At 45.6% G+C, this 20,119-nt stretch carries 16 protein-coding genes; 12 read left to right on the top strand and 4 right to left on the bottom strand.

Features of this window, described 5'->3' with window-relative positions:
- Window positions 1-36 precede the first annotated feature (36 nt).
- From NST25_RS29645 to pgmB, 5 genes are all read left to right on the top strand, one after another.
- Entirely contained in the window at window positions 37-1,041 is a 1,005-nt protein-coding gene (locus NST25_RS29645) for a LacI family DNA-binding transcriptional regulator (protein WP_036682112.1), read from the top strand.
- A 335-nt stretch (window positions 1,042-1,376) separates the two neighbouring features.
- Window positions 1,377-2,798 (top strand): ABC transporter substrate-binding protein, encoded by a 1,422-nt coding sequence (locus NST25_RS29640; protein ID WP_340393065.1) that lies wholly within the window; start codon window positions 1,377-1,379, stop codon window positions 2,796-2,798.
- 173 nt (window positions 2,799-2,971) lie between these two features.
- Entirely contained in the window at window positions 2,972-4,060 is a 1,089-nt protein-coding gene (locus NST25_RS29635) for a sugar ABC transporter permease (protein ID WP_036682450.1), read from the top strand.
- The gene (locus tag NST25_RS29630) at window positions 4,060-5,151 is read left to right on the top strand and encodes a carbohydrate ABC transporter permease (RefSeq protein ID WP_076124061.1); all 1,092 of its coding nucleotides are present in this window, start codon (window positions 4,060-4,062) and stop codon (window positions 5,149-5,151) included. The genes NST25_RS29635 and NST25_RS29630 overlap by 1 nt, the downstream gene beginning before the upstream one ends.
- 46 nt (window positions 5,152-5,197) lie before the next feature.
- The gene (gene pgmB / locus NST25_RS29625) at window positions 5,198-8,203 is read left to right on the top strand and encodes a beta-phosphoglucomutase (RefSeq protein ID WP_081386187.1); all 3,006 of its coding nucleotides are present in this window, start codon (window positions 5,198-5,200) and stop codon (window positions 8,201-8,203) included.
- 51 nt (window positions 8,204-8,254) lie between these two features.
- On the opposite strand, the gene NST25_RS29620 is transcribed toward pgmB, so the two are convergent.
- Genes NST25_RS29620 through NST25_RS29610 form a run of 3 tightly spaced genes read right to left on the bottom strand, consistent with a single transcriptional unit; the run spans window position 8,255 to window position 11,606 of the window.
- Window positions 8,255-9,646 (bottom strand): aldehyde dehydrogenase, encoded by a 1,392-nt coding sequence (locus NST25_RS29620; protein WP_340393063.1) that lies wholly within the window; start codon window positions 9,644-9,646, stop codon window positions 8,255-8,257.
- Between the two features lie 40 nt (window positions 9,647-9,686).
- The gene (locus tag NST25_RS29615; protein ID WP_076191692.1) at window positions 9,687-10,661 is read right to left on the bottom strand and encodes an aldo/keto reductase; all 975 of its coding nucleotides are present in this window, start codon (window positions 10,659-10,661) and stop codon (window positions 9,687-9,689) included.
- A 36-nt stretch (window positions 10,662-10,697) separates the two neighbouring features.
- Window positions 10,698-11,606 carry a LysR family transcriptional regulator gene (locus NST25_RS29610; RefSeq protein ID WP_305953676.1) on the bottom strand — a complete coding sequence of 303 codons (909 nt, stop codon included), beginning with the start codon at window positions 11,604-11,606 and terminating at the stop codon, window positions 10,698-10,700.
- 61 nt (window positions 11,607-11,667) lie between these two features.
- Between NST25_RS29610 and NST25_RS29605 the strand changes: the two genes are divergently transcribed.
- A complete protein-coding gene (locus tag NST25_RS29605) occupies window positions 11,668-12,558 on the top strand; it encodes a DMT family transporter (RefSeq protein ID WP_036682097.1) in 891 nt (296 codons plus the stop codon).
- 86 nt (window positions 12,559-12,644) lie between these two features.
- Here NST25_RS29605 and NST25_RS29600 read toward each other — a convergent pair whose 3' ends face one another.
- Window positions 12,645-13,745 (bottom strand): FUSC family protein, encoded by a 1,101-nt coding sequence (locus tag NST25_RS29600; RefSeq protein WP_052097383.1) that lies wholly within the window; start codon window positions 13,743-13,745, stop codon window positions 12,645-12,647.
- A 309-nt stretch (window positions 13,746-14,054) separates the two neighbouring features.
- Here NST25_RS29600 and NST25_RS29595 point away from each other — a divergent pair, with 309 nt between their 5' ends.
- The 6 genes from NST25_RS29595 to NST25_RS29570 all read left to right on the top strand — a co-directional run bounded on the left by NST25_RS29595 (window position 14,055) and on the right by NST25_RS29570 (window position 20,076).
- Window positions 14,055-15,164, top strand: coding sequence for an ABC transporter ATP-binding protein (locus tag NST25_RS29595; protein ID WP_036682445.1), 1,110 nt, complete (start codon window positions 14,055-14,057; stop codon window positions 15,162-15,164).
- Window positions 15,154-15,966 (top strand): ABC transporter permease, encoded by an 813-nt coding sequence (locus NST25_RS29590; protein WP_036682096.1) that lies wholly within the window; start codon window positions 15,154-15,156, stop codon window positions 15,964-15,966. Before NST25_RS29595 ends, NST25_RS29590 begins: the two co-directional genes overlap by 11 nt.
- Window positions 15,956-16,789, top strand: coding sequence for an ABC transporter permease (locus NST25_RS29585; RefSeq protein WP_076099717.1), 834 nt, complete (start codon window positions 15,956-15,958; stop codon window positions 16,787-16,789). The genes NST25_RS29590 and NST25_RS29585 overlap by 11 nt, the downstream gene beginning before the upstream one ends.
- Window positions 16,786-17,859, top strand: a complete 1,074-nt coding sequence (locus tag NST25_RS29580) for an ABC transporter substrate-binding protein (protein ID WP_076181956.1) — start codon at window positions 16,786-16,788, stop codon at window positions 17,857-17,859. The genes NST25_RS29585 and NST25_RS29580 overlap by 4 nt, the downstream gene beginning before the upstream one ends.
- Window positions 17,860-18,040: 181 nt before the next feature.
- A complete protein-coding gene (locus tag NST25_RS29575) occupies window positions 18,041-18,715 on the top strand; it encodes a response regulator transcription factor (protein ID WP_038573732.1) in 675 nt (224 codons plus the stop codon).
- Window positions 18,712-20,076: a HAMP domain-containing sensor histidine kinase gene (locus NST25_RS29570; RefSeq protein WP_339188864.1), complete on the top strand. Its 1,365-nt coding sequence runs from the start codon at window positions 18,712-18,714 to the stop codon at window positions 20,074-20,076. The genes NST25_RS29575 and NST25_RS29570 overlap by 4 nt, the downstream gene beginning before the upstream one ends.
- Window positions 20,077-20,119 lie beyond the last annotated feature (43 nt).

The following is a 20,119-nucleotide window of genomic DNA, read 5'->3' as shown; positions in this document are numbered from 1 at the left end:
ATCGAAAAGTTACCTGAAAAAAAGGAAGTTATCGTTATGAAGCCAACCATAAGAGATGTTGCCAGAATGGCGGAGGTGTCGATCAGCACCGTATCGCGTGTTATGAATGCACCGAATACGGTCGTAGAGAGCAAACGGAATCGAGTGATGGAGGCTGTAGAACGTTTGCAATATCAACCAAATGCGTTTGCACGCGGCCTGATCTACAAGAAGTCTTTTACACTGGGCCTGCTGATTCCGGATATTGAGAACCTGTATTTCGCAGGGGTTATTCGGGGAATGCAGGATGCATGCATCAAGCTCGGATACAGTTTAATGATCTGCAATACGGACCGCGACAAAGAACGGATGCTGTCTTACATCGATAACTTTCATGAGAAGCAGGTGGATGGGATCGTGTTCGCCAGTGATGTCCTTTATCCTGAGACACATGACAAATTAGTCGGTTGTAGAATTCCTTTTGTGTTGGTATCCTCGCATTCTGATGAGTACGACATTCCATCTGTGGAGGTGGATGATGAACAGGCGGCTTACGATGCGGTAAAGTTTCTGATTGATTTAGGGCATAAGGACATTGGCATGATTGGTTTTAACCATGATAACTCCGTATCCGGCCCGCCTCGTTATGAGGGTTTTGTAAGAGCATTAACAGAGTTTGGACTACAGCAGAATATTGTGAAGAGCAAATATGCCAATCACAGATTCGAACACGCTTATCAAGCTGCGCATGAGTTGTTTACTGATTATCCCGAGCTGACCGCCGTTTTCTGTGTTGCTGACGAATTTGCAATGGGGACGATTTCTTATCTGAAGGATCGTAATATTCTAGTTCCGGGTCAGGTATCTGTGATTGGATTTGATAATTTGCGGATGTCGAGTATGTTCATTCCAAAGCTGACCACGATTGCGCAGCCGATTTATGAGTTAGGGTATCGTGCGGCGGAGATGCTGCATGAATTGCTCACAACAGGTGGTGTCCAGGTATTGAATGAAAAGATGGAGCATAAGCTGATTGTGCGGGAATCCACGCGGGAAAAATAAAGGCTCTTTATTTTTGTGACCTTCTTCTGAAAAGCTTTTCAGAGCCATGTATCGGTCTTAATTAAAATTTAAATGTTAGGATAGAAAATAGTATGAATTCTTATGAAAAACATCTCATTTTCCGATTGGAAACGGTTACTAATTATGATAATATAAAAAATGTAAGCGCTATTATTAAATTACATTTGTGATGGAGTTTGATTTTAGGATATTTACCTGTCTTCTGAAAAGCTTTGCAAGGAGGTGATCTGCTACAAGCTGCTAATACATGCCAGGGTGCCCGGATGATTGAATAAGATGTTATCTCTATAACCATTAAAGGGGATGTACAAAAGATGAAGAAGATCTCAGGACGTAAAAAGTCGTTGGCTTTAGTACTGTGTTTATCCTTCACAATGACGCTGAGCGCATGCGGCGGAGGCAACAATAATGCGGCGCCTACAGATCCACCGGCGGCAACAGTCAGCCCAACAGCAGATAACACCGAGAAATCGACAAATGCACCTATTGCTGAACCTTCGGGTTCCCCGTTAGATTTAGCGATGAAAGGTGAATATAAAGGGACTAAAGTAACCATGTTTGGACCCTTCGTAGATGCTGACCAAGTGAAATTTGAGAGCAGCATTAAAGAATTTGAAGAGAAGACAGGGATCGATATTCAATACGAGGGCTCCAAGGAGTTCGAAGCAACAATAAATATTAGGGTGGACGGCGGAAATGCTCCTGATATCGCTGACTTCCCGCAGCCGGGATTGCTGGCATCGATTGCTAAGACGGGCAAGGTTATCGATTTAACCGGTGTGCTGGATCAAGACAAATTGACGGCTAATTACAACAAGAGCTGGCTCGATATGTCTACGATGGACGGAAAAGACGGGAAGATCATGGCGGGGATTTGGAACCGCAGTAATGTAAAGAGCTTGGTATGGTATCCAAAGAAACAATTTGATGATGCAGGTTACAAGGTTCCTGAAACTTGGGATGAGCTGATGGCACTCACTGAACAAATTGCCAAGGATGGCGATCCTGCCTGGGCTATTGGCATTGAGAGTGGTGCTGCAACGGGTTGGCCAGCAACAGACTGGGTCGAAAATATAATGCTTCGTACGACTACGCCTGAGAACTACGATAAGTGGGTAAAAGGTGAACTGCCATTTACTTCACCAGAAGTAAAAAATGCTGTTGAAATCATGTCTAAAATTTGGCTTAACAAGGATTATGTTTACGGTGGTGCTAAGTCTATCGTGACGACATCCTTCGGGGATGCCCCAGCGCCAATGTTCACTGATCCGCCTAAAGCCTGGTTTAATATGCTCGGTAACTTTATTACAAGCTTCTTCCCTGAAACGGCAAAGGTTGATCAGGATTATGATTGGTTCTACTTGCCGCCAATTGATGCGCAATATGGTAAACCAGTGCTGGTTGCAGGTGATATTTACGCTATGTTCAACGATCGTCCAGAGGTTCGTGCAGTCATGGAATTCTTCACCACTGGAGAGTCGATTAAGAGCTGGGTACAATCTGGCGGCGTAATTGCTCCTATGAATGATGCTTCCCTTGATTGGTATACCTCTGAATCTGATCGCCGGATGGCGAAGTTGGTTCAAGATGCTTCCACACTGCGTTTTGATGGCTCTGATTTGATGCCAGGTAAAGTGGGTGCAGGCACCTTCTGGAAAGGGATGACCGACTATGTGAGCGGTACAGCGACACTGGATCAAGCCTTGGAACAAATCCAGTCCGGCTGGAACAACTAACCTAATATTTAAAGCGCACAGTAAAAAGAGGGGCAGTGAGAAAAGAGGATTGTCTGCCCCTCTTTTTGTTTTCTAACTAGTGAGTTCGATGCTTATGATAAGAGTTTTGCTCCGCAAAACTTATAGGAGGAGCTGGAGCTAATATGGGTGCACAATCACAGCCACAGCCACAAATGCCAACACAACCACAAGCTAGGCCAACCGTCAGCCTGAAGGCGGTAATGTTGTCCCTAGTTGTGTTGTTAGCGAATATTGTTGTTAACGGCGCAATCTTTTTATTCTTCCGGGATTCCACATTAAATCCGCTGCTAACAGCGGTTCTGGCTGTCCTCTGGGGAGTTCTAGGTGTTTATCTGATTTACTATACGCTGACTTGGGCGGTTGAGCAGTACCCTGATCATATCCGGCGAAAGGTGCTGCCTTATATCTTTATTGGTCCGGCAGTGATTATTCTGGGCTGGTTACTGGTCCTGCCTGCACTGCGAACATTATATTTGAGCTTTTTTAATGCTTCTTCAGAAAAATTTGTGGGTCTGAGCAATTATGCAGCGATCTTTAGCGATCATCTGATGGCAACGGCATTGCGTAACAATTTACTTTGGGTATTCGTTGGCACGCTTGCTTGTGTAGCATTCGGGCTCTTAATTGCTATTCTTGCCGATCGCAGCAGCTATGAGAAAATCGCCAAATCGATCATCTTTATGCCGATGGCTATTTCCTTTGTAGCGGCAGGAGTCATTTGGAAATTCGTATATTACTATCAACCGGGTGACGAACAAATCGGGCTGTTGAACGCAATCGTTACTTATTTTGGGGGAGAACCCCAAGCCTGGACGAGTATGCTTCAGCCATGGAATAACTTTTTCCTCATTATCATTTTGATCTGGATGCAGACGGGATTTGCAATGGTGATTTTCTCGGCAGCAATCAAAGGGGTTCCTGACGACATTTTGGAAGCTGCACGAGTGGATGGAGCAAATGAGGTGAAGATTTTCTTTGGAATCATGATTCCATATATTTCATCAACCATTCTGACAGTGACAACGACCATTATCGTCTTTACGTTGAAAATATTTGACGTCGTCATGGTGATGACAGGAGGTCAATACGATACAGAGGTTGTTGCTACACAGTTCTACCGGCAATTCTTTATGTACCGTAATTTCGGCTACGGCTCCACGCTGGCTATTGTTCTACTGATCGCGGTGCTGCCTGTAATCATAATCAATCTACGTCAGTTCCGTAAGCAGGGGGGATTCTAATGGCTGGCAAAAAGAAGAGAAAAGGCAGCAAAACGGTTGTAAATATCGTGTTGGGTGTGATCTGTTTTATTTGGCTGCTTCCGACTCTTGGGCTATTTATTTCCTCCTTCCGTCCGGCTGCTGACATTCTGCAAACCGGATGGTGGAAAGCTTTTCCTCATCAGGAGTGGAAGGCTGGAGAGACGATTCAGCTATCCAAGGATGTGGATCTTCGGGAGCCAATTGAGGTGAACGGTAAAACTTATACAGATGATGAGCTGAAGGCTGGCGTGAAGGCAGATGGCAGCCGGCTTATGTGGGAGAATCGTAGAGCACGTACCGTAAATGAACAGATACAAGGTTGGAAGATGACACCGGATCTCACGCTGGATAACTATAATAATGTGCTTTCCGGTAAGGAATACAAGCTGAAACAGGCTGATGGTAGTGAAACGGTGCAAAAAGGCTCCGGATTGTCACAGGCCTTCTGGAATACGCTAACGATTGCTGTTCCAGCAACAGTTATTCCGGTGCTGATCGCTTCTTTTGCTGCATATGCTTTTGCCTGGCTGCGGTTTCCTGGGCGCAGAATCCTTTTTGTGATCATTATTGCAATGCTCGTCATTCCGATACAGGTTGCGCTTATTCCAGTGCTTAAGGATTATACCGCACTTGGGCTAAACGGAAGTTATCTGGGAATTTGGCTGGCGCATACGGCTTTTGGATTACCGCTGGTTACGTACTTTATGTACAACTTTATCAGTCAATTGCCGAAGGATTTGTTCGAATCGGCTTTCATGGATGGGGCAAGTCATTTCACTATATTCAGTAGGCTAATTCTGCCTCTATCCGTGCCAGCACTGGCTTCTATCGGGATCTTCCAATTCCTATGGGTGTGGAATGACTATTTAGTCTCATTGATTTTTATCGGCAATCAACCGTCTGTGCAAGTCATGTCGATGAAAATTGCCGATTTAGTAGGCTCACGAGGCAACGATTGGCATTTACTTACTTCGGCTGCATTTATCTCTATGCTGATGCCGCTCGCTATTTTTTTCCTGCTGCAAAAGTATTTCGTCAGAGGGCTTATGGGTGGGTCGGTGAAAGGTTAATGATTTAGAACCCGAATGAAACTGTGATCAGGGGGAGCTTAGAGAGATGAAGATGAAACCATACGTACATCCGGCGGCGGTATATCCTTACCGGGAGTGGAGTCTTGATGAGGAAGCTTATAGTGAAGAGAACAATCAAAGAAGCGAGAGTATTTTTGCGCTTGGCAATGGATATATTGGTATGCGCGGTAATTTCGAAGAAGGTTACCACGGCAGCTCAGGCTCGTCTGTAACAGGCAATTATTTGAATGGTTTTTTTGATTCGGAGCCCATTGTATATCCAGAAGGAGCGTACGGATATCCATCCCGCAATCAAGCGATGCTGAACGTAACAGATGCCAAGATTATTGAACTGAGTATTGAAGGGCAGACCTTTCAGTTAAACAGTGGGCAAGTGCACCATTATGAACGAAAGCTGGATATGCGAAGCGGGGTTCTGCATCGGCAGGTAGAATGGGAATCTCCAGCTGGTCACCGGGTACAGCTTCATATCCGGCGGATGGTGACTTTGCAGCACAAACATCTGGCGGCGATAGATTATGAGGTTAAAGCGCTGAATTTCAGCGGAGTGCTTACCTTCACTTCATCCATCGACGGCAAGATCCAAAAACCTAAGGTAACGGATGATCCCAGATTGGGCTCGGGAGGCAAGGAGCCCAGTCTGCTCCTGGAGGATACCGGTCATGAACCGGGACAGTCCTTCTTATGGATGAAGCAGCGGACGCGGCATACCCAGTTTGCCTTATTAACAGGGGTAAGTCATAAGCTCGATTCAAGATCTGAGGGTAAAAGGACCGTGCAGCATGAGGGGCAGAAATTATCCGTGCAGTTTGTCGTCCCGGTGGAGCGTGGGGAAAGCGTCTCGCTAACCAAATATATCTCTTACCATACCTCTAAAGATTATCCAGAAGACGAACTACTTAGTAGAAGTACTGAAATATTACACTTAGCAGACCATAGCGGGTTTGAAGCGCTTGCCCAGGAACAGCAGGCTTATCTGGATCGATACTGGGCACATACGGATGTGGAGATTCATGGTGATCTTGCGCTTCAGCAGGGCATTCGCTTTAATGCTTTTCAACTGCTTCAATCCGTAGGCCGTGATGGGGTTACGAATATTGGAGCCAAGGGATTAACGGGTGAAGGATACGAAGGGCACTATTTCTGGGATACCGAGATGTATATGCTGCCCTTCTTTACGTTCACACAGCCGGAGATTAGCCGAAAGCTGCTCGAATTTCGTTATGCCACGTTAGACAAAGCACGGGAGCGTGCAGCGGTAATGTCGCAGAAGGGAGCCTTGTTCCCTTGGCGGACTATAGACGGGGCAGAGAACTCTGCGTATTTCCCGGCAGGCACGGCGCAAATGCATATTAATGCGGATATTGCGTATGCCATCAAGCAGTATGTACTGGCTACCGGAGATTATGATTTTTTGGTTACGAAGGGAGCGGAAATTTTATTCGAAACTTCCCGCTTTTGGTTGGACTTGGGGTACTTTAATCCGGCTAGGGGCGGTGTCTTTTGTATTGATGCAGTAACCGGTCCTGATGAATATACAGCTATCGTCAACAATAATGCATACACCAACTTTATGGTCCAGGATCAGCTTTATTATGCACACGAGATGGCAGGGATATTGTCTAAGCAGTATCCTGAGCATTTTGAACGCCTGAAGCAAAAAATCGGTCTGACTGAGCATGAGACATTAGTGTGGCTGGAAGCGGCGGACAAAATGTTTATCCCCTTTGATGAGGGACTTGGCATTTATGCTCAAGACGACACGTTTCTCTCCAAGAAAAAATGGGATTTCGAGCATACACCAGCTGACAAATATCCGCTGCTGCTCAACTACCATCCGCTGGTAATTTACCGGCATCAGGTGTTGAAACAGGCGGACTTGGTAATGGCGATGTTTCTACTGGGTGACCAATTCAGCTTGGCGGATAAGATCCGGAATTATAATTATTATGAGCCGCTGACGACGCATGATTCTTCATTGTCACCGTGCATTCACAGTATAATCTCTGCTGAGATTGGTGATTTGACGGGAGCCTATTCCTATTTTGACCGCACGGTACGGATGGACTTGGATGATATCAACCGCAACGTAAAGGATGGACTGCACACTGCTGCTATGGCAGGCTCCTGGCTGTCGATTGTGAATGGTTTTGGTGGCATGCGCTTATGCGGCGGGATGTTATCATTTAATCCTAGTGTGCCAGCGCAGTGGGAGAGCTATCGGTTTAAAATAACATGCGCTGGACAGCTATTGGATATTTTTGTGAGTGATACAGAAGTGATCTATACGCTGCTGGAGGGCGAAGAGCTTGAGATTATGCATAAGGGAAACCTTATACAGTTGTCTGCACAGAAGCCGCTGAGGCTTTCGAATGTGAAGCAGCTTGAAGCTGTTATTTTCGAGCTGGACGGGATAATTACTGACACTGGAGAGTATCATTATGAGGCTTGGAAGGATCTGGCGGATGAACTTGCGCTTTCTTTTGATCGAGAGAAGCATAAGAGTCTTAAGGGCCTAAGTCGAATGGAATCTTTAGAAGTCATTCTGGAGAGTAGTGGACTGAATTTGCCGCAACCGGTAAAGGGAATGCTCTGCAACAAAAAGAACGAGAAGTATAGACAGCTGGTTCAGCAAATGACGCCTGCTGAGCTGTATCCGGGTATCCACAGCGTGTTGTCCGATTTGCAGCAAAGAGGGATTGCTATCGGACTGGCTTCAGTGAATGAGAATGCGCTGCTGATTCTCGAACGCTTGCAGATCGGGCATTGGTTTCAGGCGGTGGCTGACCCTGGCAACTTGCGTAGAAGCAAGCCAGATCCAGAGATTCACTTGCAGGTTGCGGAGATGCTGGGCATATCCCCAGACTGCTGTGTGGCGATTGAGGATACCGAGGAAGGAATAGCCGCAATTAATGCTGCTGGTATGAGGTCAGTGGGAGCTGGAGTGGCGCTCGTAACCGGGACCGCGGATCTATGTCTGGCTTCCACCGCAGAGATAAGTGTTGAGAAATTGTTAGAGCTGTTTGCGTAGTTACCCTGATAAGCAGCAAACCTCCCGATCATGGGAGGTTTGCTGCTTTGTTTATTTCATTACTTTTCGAACCAGCTTCACTTTATTGCCATAAGGAGGATACACGATTCCGAGATCGATCCGTGTGCCTCGCTTGACGATGCTTTTACGATGGGAGAAGACCTCAAAGCTATACTTCCCGTGATAACCCCCGATTCCAGAGTTTCCTACTCCACCAAACGGAAGATAAGTGCTCGCCACATGTGAGATCGTATCATTGATACACCCTCCCCCGAATGAGACCCGGGACAGCACCTCTTGTTCTACACTCTTATCCTCCGTAAATAGGTATAGTGCCAGTGGCTTTGGATGTTCATTAATACTCTGAATGGCCTCATCCAATTGATGATATTCCAATATTGGGAGGATCGGACCGAAGATCTCATCTTCCATAGCAGCATCCGTCCAAGTGGCAGGATAGATTAAAGTAGGCTCAATATAACGTTCTTCTGGCACGATGGTGCCGCCCATAATCACCTTGCTCTGATCTCGCGCAATGAGGTCAGCAAGTCTTTGCAGCTGGCGATCATTCACGATCCGGCCATAATCTGTATTAGGCTGTGCATCCTGACCGTAGAACTCAGTGACGTGATGTTTGAGTTTGGTAATCAATTCTTTGGCAATATCCTTGTGGACTAACAGATAATCCGGTGCAATACAGGTTTGACCCGCGTTTAGCAGCTTGCCCCAGACAATCCGTTTCGCTGCAACATCAAGATTAGCGGTCTTATCAACAATAACCGGGCTTTTCCCGCCAAGCTCCAAGGTTACAGGCACTAAATTTTTGGCTGCTGCTTCCATAACGATTTTGCCGACAGGCACACTGCCTGTAAAAAATATATAATCAAACTTGGCGTGGATCAGTAAATTAGTGGTCTCTTTTTCCCCTTGAATTACGCGGATATACTGCGGCTCGAAGGTCTCTTGAATAAGCTGTTCAACCACGGACGAGATGGCAGGTGTGCTCTCAGATGGCTTGAGGACAGCGCAGTTACCAGCGGCAATGGCGCCGATCAGGGGCTCAATCAGCAACTGAAATGGATAATTAAACGGGCCAATAATGAGCGTTGTGCCGTAAGGCTCACTTAAAATATAACTTTTTGCAGGAAATAAGTGCAGCGGCGATCGAACCTTTACAGGCTTCGCCCAACGCTTAAGATGTTTCATCATGTAGCCGATACTGTCCAGCGTAAAGCCGATTTCTGTGGCATAGGCTTCGAACTCACCTTTTCCTAAATCCTGTTGTAGTGCGGTGATGATACGTCCTTCGTATTGTTTAATAATATTCTTAAGCTTGAGCAGCTGCTGGAGACGAAAAGAAACCTCCTTAGTTACGCCGCTATTAAAAAAAATCTTATGCTCTTCAAGCATTCCTTGAATGCTGTCAGCTGTATAGGTTGTCATTAATCTTTCCTCCATCCTTGTAAGAAGTTAGAGCATACGACTATGGGAGCCGGTAAAAAGCGAACGGCTCGCGATAACGGAAGGAATCACTGGCTTCATCCAGCTTGGCCGAAGTTTCTTCATTAAGTACAAGTGAGGTACTAAGCAAATTTTGTTCCAGCTGTTCCACACGCGTAGCCCCGACAATAACCGTCGAGACGGCAGGCCGATTCATAAGCCAAGCTAAGGAGAGCGCGGTAGATGAGGTTTCCATTTCCTCAGCAATTTGACTCACTTGGCTTCCGAGCTTGATCCGGTCAGCATCAAGGAATCTTTTGAAATTAGGATCGGTATCTGCTCTGGACCCCGATGGCGCTGAGTCGCTTGTATTATATTTGCCTGTGAGAATCCCGCCAGCTAGTGGAAAGTATGGAATGATCCCTACACCTTGATCCAGGCAGAGCGAAAGGAGCTCATTCTCCGGTGTCCGGTCTGCTAAGGAGTAGCTGCACTGAATTGAAGTGTACTTGGTGAAGTTGCGTGCTTCACTAATCCCAATCGCCTTCATTAATTGCCATGCTGTATAGTTGGAGGCCCCGATATAACGGACTTTCCCCGAGGATACCATATCGTCCAAGGTTCGTAAGGTTTCTTCAAGCGGCGTATAGGGATCAAAGGTATGAATCTGGTATAGATCGATATAGTCCGTCTTAAGACGGCGAAGGCTATCTTCAAGCTCCTGCAGCAAATGGCGACGGGAGGAGCCGCTACCGTTAGGACCCTCATTTTTGACTAAACCTGCTTTAGTTGCTAGAACAGCCTCATGTCTCCTACCTTCCAAGGCCAGACCGATGATTCGCTCGGATTCTGAGCCAGCGTAAATATTAGCAGTGTCTATGAAATTAATTCCCTGATCAAGCGCAGCATGTACAATCTGAATGGAGGTCTCTTGATCCGCACGTTTGCCGAAAGCGTTCGTTCCCAGTCCTAATGCGGATACCTGTAATCCGCTATTTCCTAGTCTTTTAAAGTTCATCCTCAGCACTCCTTATCATCTATTAATTAATCCATTTTATTTTTGAGTGAAAAGATCCAGCGCTGTCTCAATGAAGAGCTTTACAGCAATTGAAGTGTCGGCAAGCGAGCTGACCGCAATTTGGATATCTCTATAAGCATCCGGCTGCAGCTCACGGGTAACCACATTTGGAGGCAGAGATAACAAGGACAGTTCAGACATCACGCCGATCGCCAGTCCCTCCTGAACCATATTAAGAGCTGTTGCAAAGTTATTAACCACATATTTTACATTCAGATGGCTATTACTTCTGCGGAATAGCTCTACAACAGGCGGTTCATATCCTGCTTTGCAAATCAACATGGGCTCGTTCGCTAATTCCTGCACACATACAATGGATCGCTTTTGCAGGGGATGGTCATCTCTAAAAACGGCAAACAATTTCTCTCTATATAATGGAATGGTTTCGAATTCTGCACTGGGAGCGAGCAATAAGCCAACATCAATTTCTTTTGAATCCAGCCATTCTCTGACTTCAGCGATAGAACCCTCCTGTAAGCTAATCGTAATATTTGGATATCTTTTAGTGATAGAGCTAATAATCTTCGGTAGAAAATGAGCCGATGCCACAGGGAAAGCTCCAATGCGGATACTTCCTTTTTCAAGACCTCTCTCCGCGTAAATCTCCTGATTGACCTTATCAAAGCCCATTAGAATTTCACGGAAAATAACAAGAATACGTTTGCCGATATCCGTAAGCATCAGGCCATTACGCCGGTCTCGAAGCAAGAGCTTCACGTCTAATTCGGCTTCGAGGGACGAGATCGCCCGGCTGACCGCAGGCTGTGTCATATTCAGTTCTACACCAGCTTTAGTAAAGCTGCCGCTTTCGGCGATTTTGACGAATAAACGAATTTGAGTATTGTTCATAACAAATATGATATGCCCCTTATGATTATTATTCATTTCATTTATGCTCTTGTTTATTGTATCATTTGTGATGAATCTACACCAAGGAAGTGAACAAATGAATCAGCAGAAGAAAAGTATGATCCTTCTTATTTTTTTGGTGATTGTATGGGGCATTAATTGGCCTATATCCAAAATCGCCTTAGACTATGCTCCACCTCTATTATTTGCAGGTATTCGAACCGTCGTAGGCGGTATTATTCTGATTCTAATTGCACTGCCCAAGGTGAAGGAGCTTCGCTTCAAGCAGCTCTGGCCGATCTATCTGATCTCGGCGGTACTTAGTATTGTGTTCTATTATGGATTTCAGACAATTGGCTTGCAGTATGTTCCGGCGGGATTGTTCTCATCGATTGTATTTTTGCAGCCTGTATTGTTAGGTATTTTTTCTTGGCTGTGGTTAGGTGAGAGCATGTACGGGCTTAAAATGGCTGGTTTGCTGCTTGGCTTTCTCGGGGTAGCCTCTCTTAGTATCGGCGGAATTAATGGGAGTATCTCCATATGGGGAATTGTGTTGGCTTTAGCCAGTGCCTTAAGCTGGGCATTAGGAACAATATATATGAAACGGAATGCTGTACGTGTGGATATGCTGTGGATGACGGCTATGCAAATCACGATCGGTGGCATCATTCTGCTACTTTCGGGATCAGCTACGGAGAAATGGTCGGATATTACCTGGAGTGGAACCTTTATTGTGGATACCTTGTTTATCGCAATCTTTGTTATTGCTCTGGGCTGGCTAATTTATTTCAAGCTGATTAACGAAGGAGAAGCAGGAAAAGTAGGTTCATTCACCTTCTTGATCCCCCTGATCTCGATAGCAACCAGCGTAGTTTTTTTGAAAGAGCAGATTACCATAAACCTTGTGATCGGATTATTGCTGATTGTCAGCAGTATTGTACTGGTAAATGTGAAGATAGGGCGTGCTGCCAAACAATCAGTCAGTTAAATTTGTTGGATGGTTGTAGTAACCAATCGTGCTAAAGGGCATTATGTCTAATAGGGATAGAACATAAAAAAAGGACACTCCCAAGCTTAGAGCTTCTGGGAGAGTCCTTTTTTAATTAAGCGTATAGCGCGTGTGATTTCAGCTGTTGAAGGCCGAGCTGCAACTACGTAAGTAGCAGAACTAGCGCGTTCCACTTCTTCGAGTACCCGGTTTAAGTGACTGAAGAGCGCTCCTAGATCACGAACTGATGACAGTGAGCACCGTCCTTGCAGTTCAGAGAAGCTGGCCGCCTGCAAGTCGCGGGCACGATGCAGACAATCTGTAAGTGAACGTTGGCATTCAGCCTTGGATAAGGTCTTGGTACCATAAACAGCTATACAATCGGCTGTTGCCTCCAGCACTTCCAGCATCCAGTCAGAATTGGCATGATGTGCTGGCAGCAAGCAAATATCGTCGGCAATTTCTTTAACATAGGAATGAATGGTCTTTAGATGTGCTGTGGCTTGTATAAGTCCCTTTAGATCACCACGACACTGATAGTGAGCAATGGTATAGAACATTTCCTTCTGTTGTTGATTGCTGGCAGACAGCAGTTTACCTGCTTGCTCCAGCATATTATTATCCTTTGATGAATCTCTTCTTATGCCTACGAGACCTTTTAAAGCATCCGAAAGTAGAAGGCTTCCATCGAGTGCCAATGCTTTTACCTTGACGAACCTGTTCGGTGGAACGATAATCATATTGATGATCAAGGCAATGAGCACACCAATAAAGGTTTCGGCGACTCTCCACAGCACGTAATCATTGTGATAAAAGGTAAGGGCCAGAACCGAGGTCACCCCCACCTGCGAAACCGCTTGGATATTCATCCGACAGGCTGTGGCAATTCCAATCCCGATGAGCAGAATTAGCAGAATGGAAAATGCACCTACATCGAAGAATTGGCCTACAATCAGGCTGACGATTCCGCCGATAATAATGCCGATCAGGCGGTAGATTCCTTTTTCAAGTGAAGCCTTCACACTGGCTTGAGTAATTAGAATGGCTGCAAGCGGTGCAAAGTATAAATATTGGTCACCATATAAACTGTGTACGGCTACCCAGGATAGTGATGCGGCAAGCGTAATTCGTATCATGTAAAGCGAGAATCCATATTTTTCAAGGCGGTCTAGTAACCCCTCGTTCATTATCATTCATCTTCTTTCGCAAAAATAAGAAAACCACACTGGCTTTTCAGTTCGTTTTCATTATAGCACCTCAAAAAGGGCAGGGAAGACTGGACTTTTTACAAACTTGTTAAGTTTATGCTTAGCATTTAACAATGTAAGCTATCGCATATAATGGTACAATCTAATATGCTATATCTATTGGAGCGTCGAAGGAGAGGGAAAATTGTCGCTTATTAGCGCTGAGCATACTCATTTCGATTGTTCTCCGCAAGATGCGGGTAAAATAGTATTGTATTACTAAGGTAAGGGAGGTTGTTAGCTATAGCTATTCAGGAAGGTACCATCATTTCATTTGAAGAAGTTACTAAGCAATATGACGACGAAGATCCGGTGTTAAAAGGAGTCAGCTTTGAGATAGAGCGCGGCAAATTCTATACACTACTTGGTCCATCTGGCTGTGGTAAAACGACTATTCTTCGATTGATCGCCGGGTTCGCTGAGCCAACGAGCGGTTCTATTTATTTAAATGGAAAAGTAATTAACCACATTCCCGCCAATGAGCGGCAGGTCAATACGGTATTTCAGGATTACGCATTGTTTCCACACCTGAACGTATTCGAGAATGTGGCTTTCGGACTGCGCATTAAGAAGCTTAAGAAGGATGTTATCACAAAGAAGGTGCAGGAAGCGCTAAGCTTCGTTAACCTTGTGGGTTATGAGCAGCGTGCGATTAATGAAATGTCCGGCGGTCAGCGCCAGCGGGTTGCCATTGCCCGGGCGATTGTGAATGAGCCACAGGTTCTATTGCTGGACGAGCCTCTATCGGCGCTAGATCTCAAGCTGCGCACGGAGATGCAGTACATACTGCGGGAAATGCAGCAGCGGTTAGGCATTACCTTCATTTTTGTAACTCATGACCAGGAAGAGGCACTCGCGATGTCCGACTGGATTTTTGTCATGAATAAAGGAAAAATCGAGCAAAGCGGCACCCCTAACGATATTTATGATGAGCCGATTAACCGTTTTGTGGCGGATTTTATTGGCGAATCGAACATTGTGCCGGGAGTTATGATCGAGGATTATCTGGTGGAGTTTAACGGCCGCCGCTTCGAATGTTTCGATGCCGGGCTGAAACCGAATGAATCCGTAGAGATTGTTATTCGTCCTGAGGATTTGGAAATTTCTACGCTGGAACAGGGTAAACTACGTGTGCGGGTTGATTCCCAGCTGTTCCGGGGCGTGCATTATGAAATCAGCTGTTATGATGAATCCGGGCATGAATGGCTTGTACATTCTACACGTAAGGCGACTGTAGGCAGTGAAATTGGCCTTTATTTTGATCCGGAAGCGATTCATGTTATGCGTTTCGGTGAAACGGAGGAAGAATTCGACAGACGTCTGGAAGCTTATGGCGAGGTGGAGAGTCATGAAGAATAAGGGCAAATCGTACTATCTCATCCCTTATTACCTCTGGATCGCATTGTTTGTAATTGCACCGGTAGTGCTTGTCATCTATTATTCGTTATTTGATTTGGATGGCCATATTACTCTGGATAATTACGTCAGTTTCTTCACCCCTGTATATTTAAAAATGACGCTGACCTCGTTCTGGTACGCGTTTCTGATTACAGCATTCTCATTGCTGGTTGCCTATCCGGCGGCTTATCTGCTGACGAGAACCAAACATAAGCAGCTGTGGTTATTGCTGATTATTTTGCCGACATGGATTAATTTGCTGCTAAAAACCTACGCTTTTATAGGGATATTCGGTACATTTGGTCCGATCAATAATTTCTTTGATCTGCTTGGAATCGGAGAACAGCAAATTCTGTTTACGGGCTTCAGTTTTGTATTTGTATCTGTCTATATTTTTATTCCGTTTATGATCCTGCCGATATACAGCGCTTTGGAGGATTTGAATTTATCCTTGCTGGATGCGGCACGTGATTTAGGGGCTTCGGGCTGGACCACGTTTAGACGTGTTATTTTTCCGCTGACCATTTCGGGAGTACGCTCAGGCTGTATGGCAGTATTCATACCTGCGCTGTCCCTGTTTATGATCACCCGTCTGATTGCAGGCAACAGGGTCATTACGCTGGGCACCGCAATCGAGCAGCATTTCCTGGTCACTCAGGACTGGGGCATGGGTTCTACAGTTGCAGTGTTTCTGATTGCCATTATGGCGCTGTTTATGATTATCACAGGCGGATCGCGGAAAGGGGCGCGGAATGAGAAATAAAAATGGATTCTCTAACCTCTACCTAGTTCTGGTGTTCATTGTTCTGTATGCACCTATCTTCTATTTAATGTACTATTCGTTCAACAGTGGGGGGACGATGCATAAGTTCGAGGGCTTCACGCTGGATTACTACCGTGAGGTGGTCCAAGATAAGCGCCTGATCATCATCGTAATCAATACGCTTGTGATCGCGCTGCTATCCTCGGCTATTGCAACCCTTATCGCTATTATTGGTGCGCTGGCCATTAAAAGTGTGCAGAATCGCCGCGCCAAGAACACCTTGCTGTCTCTGAATAACGTGCTGATCGTCAGTCCAGATGTCATTATTGGTGCTTCGTTCCTTATCCTGTTCACCATTGCTGGCATCAAGCTGGGTTTCGCGTCTGTTCTGCTCTCACACGTTGCATTCAGCGTACCGATTGCCGTATTGATGATTTTGCCGCATCTACAGGAAATGAGCCCTACATTAACGGATGCAGCCCGTGATCTTGGGGCAAGCCGTAAGGATGTGCTGACTAAAGTAATTTTGCCGATTATTAAACCAGGGATATTCAGCGGATTTTTTATGGCGCTTACGTATTCACTGGATGACTTTGCGGTTACGTTCTTCGTAACAGGCAACGGTTATTCGACGTTATCGGTTGAGATATACTCTAGAGCCCGGCAAGGGGTGTCGCTATCGATTAATGCGCTGTCGACAATGATCTTCCTGTTCACCATTCTGCTTGTGGTTGGTTATTACTTCCTGACCCTTAAGAAAAATCGCCATAACACAGCAGAAGCTGTGGCGGAGCCTGTTGCAGAAGCGGGGGTGCCTAGATGAAACAGCTGATAAATGCTTTTCTGGCGATCCTTATCACGGCATTTGCGCTCATGTACTTGGGATCTTGGATGAATTCGAGAGAGGGATATTCGGGTGGAAACACACTGACTATCTATAACTGGGGCGACTATGTCGATCCGGATCTATTGAAGGAATTTGAAAAAGAGACCGGCTTAACAGTCATTTATCAAACCTTCGATTCCAATGAAGCTATGTTGACCAAGGTTGAGCAGGGCGGAACTACCTTTGATGTTGTAATCCCTTCGGATTATGCCATTGCTAAGATGAAAGAAGAAGATCTGCTCATCCCGCTGGATCATAGCAAGATTTCGAATCTAAAGAATATTGATTCACGCTTTATGGACCTCTCGTTTGATCCGGGTAACAAATATTCTGTACCTTATTTCTGGGGGACCGTCGGGATTATTTTCAATCCGGAAATGACCAAGGGCATGGACTTCACCAGCTGGGATTCTCTCTGGGACAGCAGACTGCATAATAACATCTTCCTGGTAGACGGAGCCCGTGAAGTGATGGGCATGGCCTTGAACAGCCTGCATTATTCCGTTAATGACAAGGATGAGGCACATCTGCAGGAAGCACTGACTAAGCTCAACAAGTTGTCTCCTAACGTGAAGGCGATTGTCGGTGATGAGATCAAGATGCTGCTGGCAAATGAAGAAGCTTCGGTTGGGATTGTCTGGTCCGGCGATGCTTCCGAGATCATGGACGAGAATGATAAGCTGGATTATGTAGTGCCGGAAGAAGGCTCGAACAAATGGTTTGATAACATGGTTATTCCTCGGACAGCGAAAAATGTGGATGGAGCGCATCAGTTCATCAACTTCATGCTCCGCCCAGACGTTGCTGCTAAGAATGCAGAATATGTAGGTTATTCCACGCCTAACATTCCTGCACTGGAGCTGCTTCCTGAGGAAACTTCTGAGGATACCCGTTTCTATCCACCAGCCGAAATTACGGACCGGCTTGAAGTATACGATAACCTTGGCAAACGGATGCTTGCTCATTATAATGAGCTGTTCCTAATGTTTAAGATGAATAAGAAGTAAGCTGACTAAAGCTAAAGCTAAAGCTAAAGCGAAACGACATTAAGAGCGTCTACATACGGGTAACCGTGTTAGACGCTCTTTTTCGGTTTGATCATCGTGTAGTCTCAAGACAACAGACAGTTTAGCCGAAAGTATAATATAGTATAATAGTAAGAATGGACAACAGGAAAAGAGGAAACGAATGCCTACTATACTGGTTGCTGACGACGATGCGAACATTCGCGAACTTGTCTGTTTATTTCTCCGCAACGACGGATTCGAAACAGTTGAAGCTGTGGATGGCAAGGAAGCGCTCGCCGTATATGCTGGAACACATGTCGATCTTGTCGTGCTGGATATTATGATGCCAAATATGGATGGTTGGATGCTTTGTAAGGAGCTCCGCAGAGCTAATCCTGATCTTCCATTACTTATATTGACTGCCAGAGGCGAAACCTGGGAGAAAGTGAAGGGCTTCGAATTAGGCACGGACGATTATTTAACTAAACCGTTCGATCCGTTAGAGCTGACGGTTCGTGTTAGGTCATTGCTGAAACGATATCGGATTGGCTCCACGCAGATGATCCAAATTGGCAATGTCATCCTTGATCGGCAGACCTATAAGGTGATGAAAGGTACGGAGTCATTTCCCTTACCCCTTAAGGAGTTCGAGTTGCTGTACAAGCTTGCTGGAACCCCTGGACAAGTATATACGCGCGAGCAGTTGATCGATCAAATTTGGGGAATTGATTATGCTGGAGATGATCGGACGATTGACGTGCATATCAAACGCCTGCGTGAACGGTTTGCGACTACTCCTGATTTTCGTATTGAGACGGTGCGTGGACTTGGCTACAGGCTTGAGGTGCATGAATGATCAGATCTATATATACACGCGTTGTTCTGACCTTCCTAGCCTCCGTAATCGGGGGCACAATCATTGCTTTGTTTGTGGCAACTTGGGTATTTGAAGACAAACTGAAAGAGAACATGCGAATTCCCTTATTGCATTTTGGACAGGATATAGTCAAAATTTACGAAACCTTTCCATTACGTGAAGCCAACTCTTTCGTAAGTGGGATGAAGCAGCTTGATTCCTACTATATCCGAATATTCGATGAAGCGGGTAAATTCCAATCTTACGGACTTAATGGGCACAAGCCGGTCCCTGTAACTATGGAAGAAATAAAAAAAGTTCTCGCAGGAGAAGTTTATCAACCTCATAACAGGAATACTTCTGCGCTTCTCCTAGGCTTGCAGTTGAGAACGGAAGACGGCACCAAAGCGATGTTTGTGGAGACGCTTAATCCCCCTTCCGTCACTGCCAGAAGGAATTTGATATTAAATTTCTTGCTCTATTCATTGATAGCTGGAAGCCTCTTGATTCTGGTAGCTGCGATGTTCTTAGTCAGACCGATCAAGAAGCTAACCAAAGCGACTAGACGAATAGCAGCTGGTGATTTCAACGTCGAGCTGAATATTAAGCAAACCGGTGAGCTAGGTACCTTGGCTCGCAGCTTTGAAGAAATGATGCACGATCTGCAGCAGCTTGAGCAGATGCGTAAGGAGTTTGTATCCAATGTGTCGCATGAGGTCCAGTCTCCGCTCACCTCAATATCTGGTTATGCGATTGCGCTCAAGCGAGTAGATCTTGCAGAACAAGAGAGAAATCGTTATCTTGATATTATTATCGCAGAAGCAGAGCGGATGTCTAAAATGAGCGACAGCCTGCTGAAGCTGAGTTTATTAGAATCGCAGTCACAGCAGCTACGGCTAATTACATTTAACCTGGACGAACAGATAAGAAGAGTAATCGTAGCGATTCAGCCGCAATGGTCGGCTCGTAATATCAGCTTTGACCTTGATCTGAAGCCTATTATCCTACTGGCTGACTACGACCTGTTAAGTCAGGTATGGACCAATCTCCTTGGCAACAGCATCAAGTTTTCTAAGGATAACAGTGTAATTAACGTCAGCCTCAAACAAGATATCAACAACGTGACCGTTCGGGTAACAGACACTGGCATCGGGATTTCACTTGAGGATCAGCAACGTATATTTGAACGGTTCTTTAAGGCTGATCGGTCCCACAGCCGTAAATATGGTGGCAGCGGGATGGGACTTGCCATTGTTAAACAGATCGTAACGCTTCATAAAGGGGATATCCGCGTGGAAAGCGAACCCGGCCAAGGAACGACCATCGTTGTCACCCTCCCAATTATAGCGCCGACAGAGTAATTAGCTTCCAGGCGGTGCCTTGCGAGGGCTTGAATGCATCCCG

Source organism: Paenibacillus sp. FSL E2-0190, assembly GCF_037992965.1.
In the GTDB taxonomy this organism is placed as follows: Bacteria; Bacillota; Bacilli; order Paenibacillales; family Paenibacillaceae; genus Paenibacillus_AQ; species Paenibacillus_AQ odorifer.
Note: the sequence above shows the minus strand (reverse complement) of the source record. Positions and strands in the feature narration are given on the sequence as shown.

Excerpts from the sequence above, each read along its gene's own strand:
- NST25_RS29645 (WP_036682112.1), top strand. The coding sequence starts at position 37 with ATGAAGCCAACCATAAGAGATGTTGCCAGAATGGCGGAGGTGTCGATC.
- NST25_RS29640 (WP_340393065.1), top strand. The coding sequence starts at position 1,377 with ATGAAGAAGATCTCAGGACGTAAAAAGTCGTTGGCTTTAGTACTGTGT.
- NST25_RS29635 (WP_036682450.1), top strand. The coding sequence starts at position 2,972 with ATGCCAACACAACCACAAGCTAGGCCAACCGTCAGCCTGAAGGCGGTA.
- NST25_RS29630 (WP_076124061.1), top strand. The coding sequence starts at position 4,060 with ATGGCTGGCAAAAAGAAGAGAAAAGGCAGCAAAACGGTTGTAAATATC.
- pgmB (WP_081386187.1), top strand. The coding sequence starts at position 5,198 with ATGAAGATGAAACCATACGTACATCCGGCGGCGGTATATCCTTACCGG.
- NST25_RS29620 (WP_340393063.1), bottom strand. The coding sequence starts at position 9,646 with ATGACAACCTATACAGCTGACAGCATTCAAGGAATGCTTGAAGAGCAT.
- NST25_RS29615 (WP_076191692.1), bottom strand. The coding sequence starts at position 10,661 with ATGAACTTTAAAAGACTAGGAAATAGCGGATTACAGGTATCCGCATTA.
- NST25_RS29610 (WP_305953676.1), bottom strand. The coding sequence starts at position 11,606 with ATGAATAATAATCATAAGGGGCATATCATATTTGTTATGAACAATACT.
- NST25_RS29605 (WP_036682097.1), top strand. The coding sequence starts at position 11,668 with ATGAATCAGCAGAAGAAAAGTATGATCCTTCTTATTTTTTTGGTGATT.
- NST25_RS29600 (WP_052097383.1), bottom strand. The coding sequence starts at position 13,745 with ATGAACGAGGGGTTACTAGACCGCCTTGAAAAATATGGATTCTCGCTT.
- NST25_RS29590 (WP_036682096.1), top strand. The coding sequence starts at position 15,154 with ATGAAGAATAAGGGCAAATCGTACTATCTCATCCCTTATTACCTCTGG.
- NST25_RS29585 (WP_076099717.1), top strand. The coding sequence starts at position 15,956 with ATGAGAAATAAAAATGGATTCTCTAACCTCTACCTAGTTCTGGTGTTC.
- NST25_RS29580 (WP_076181956.1), top strand. The coding sequence starts at position 16,786 with ATGAAACAGCTGATAAATGCTTTTCTGGCGATCCTTATCACGGCATTT.
- NST25_RS29575 (WP_038573732.1), top strand. The coding sequence starts at position 18,041 with ATGCCTACTATACTGGTTGCTGACGACGATGCGAACATTCGCGAACTT.
- NST25_RS29570 (WP_339188864.1), top strand. The coding sequence starts at position 18,712 with ATGATCAGATCTATATATACACGCGTTGTTCTGACCTTCCTAGCCTCC.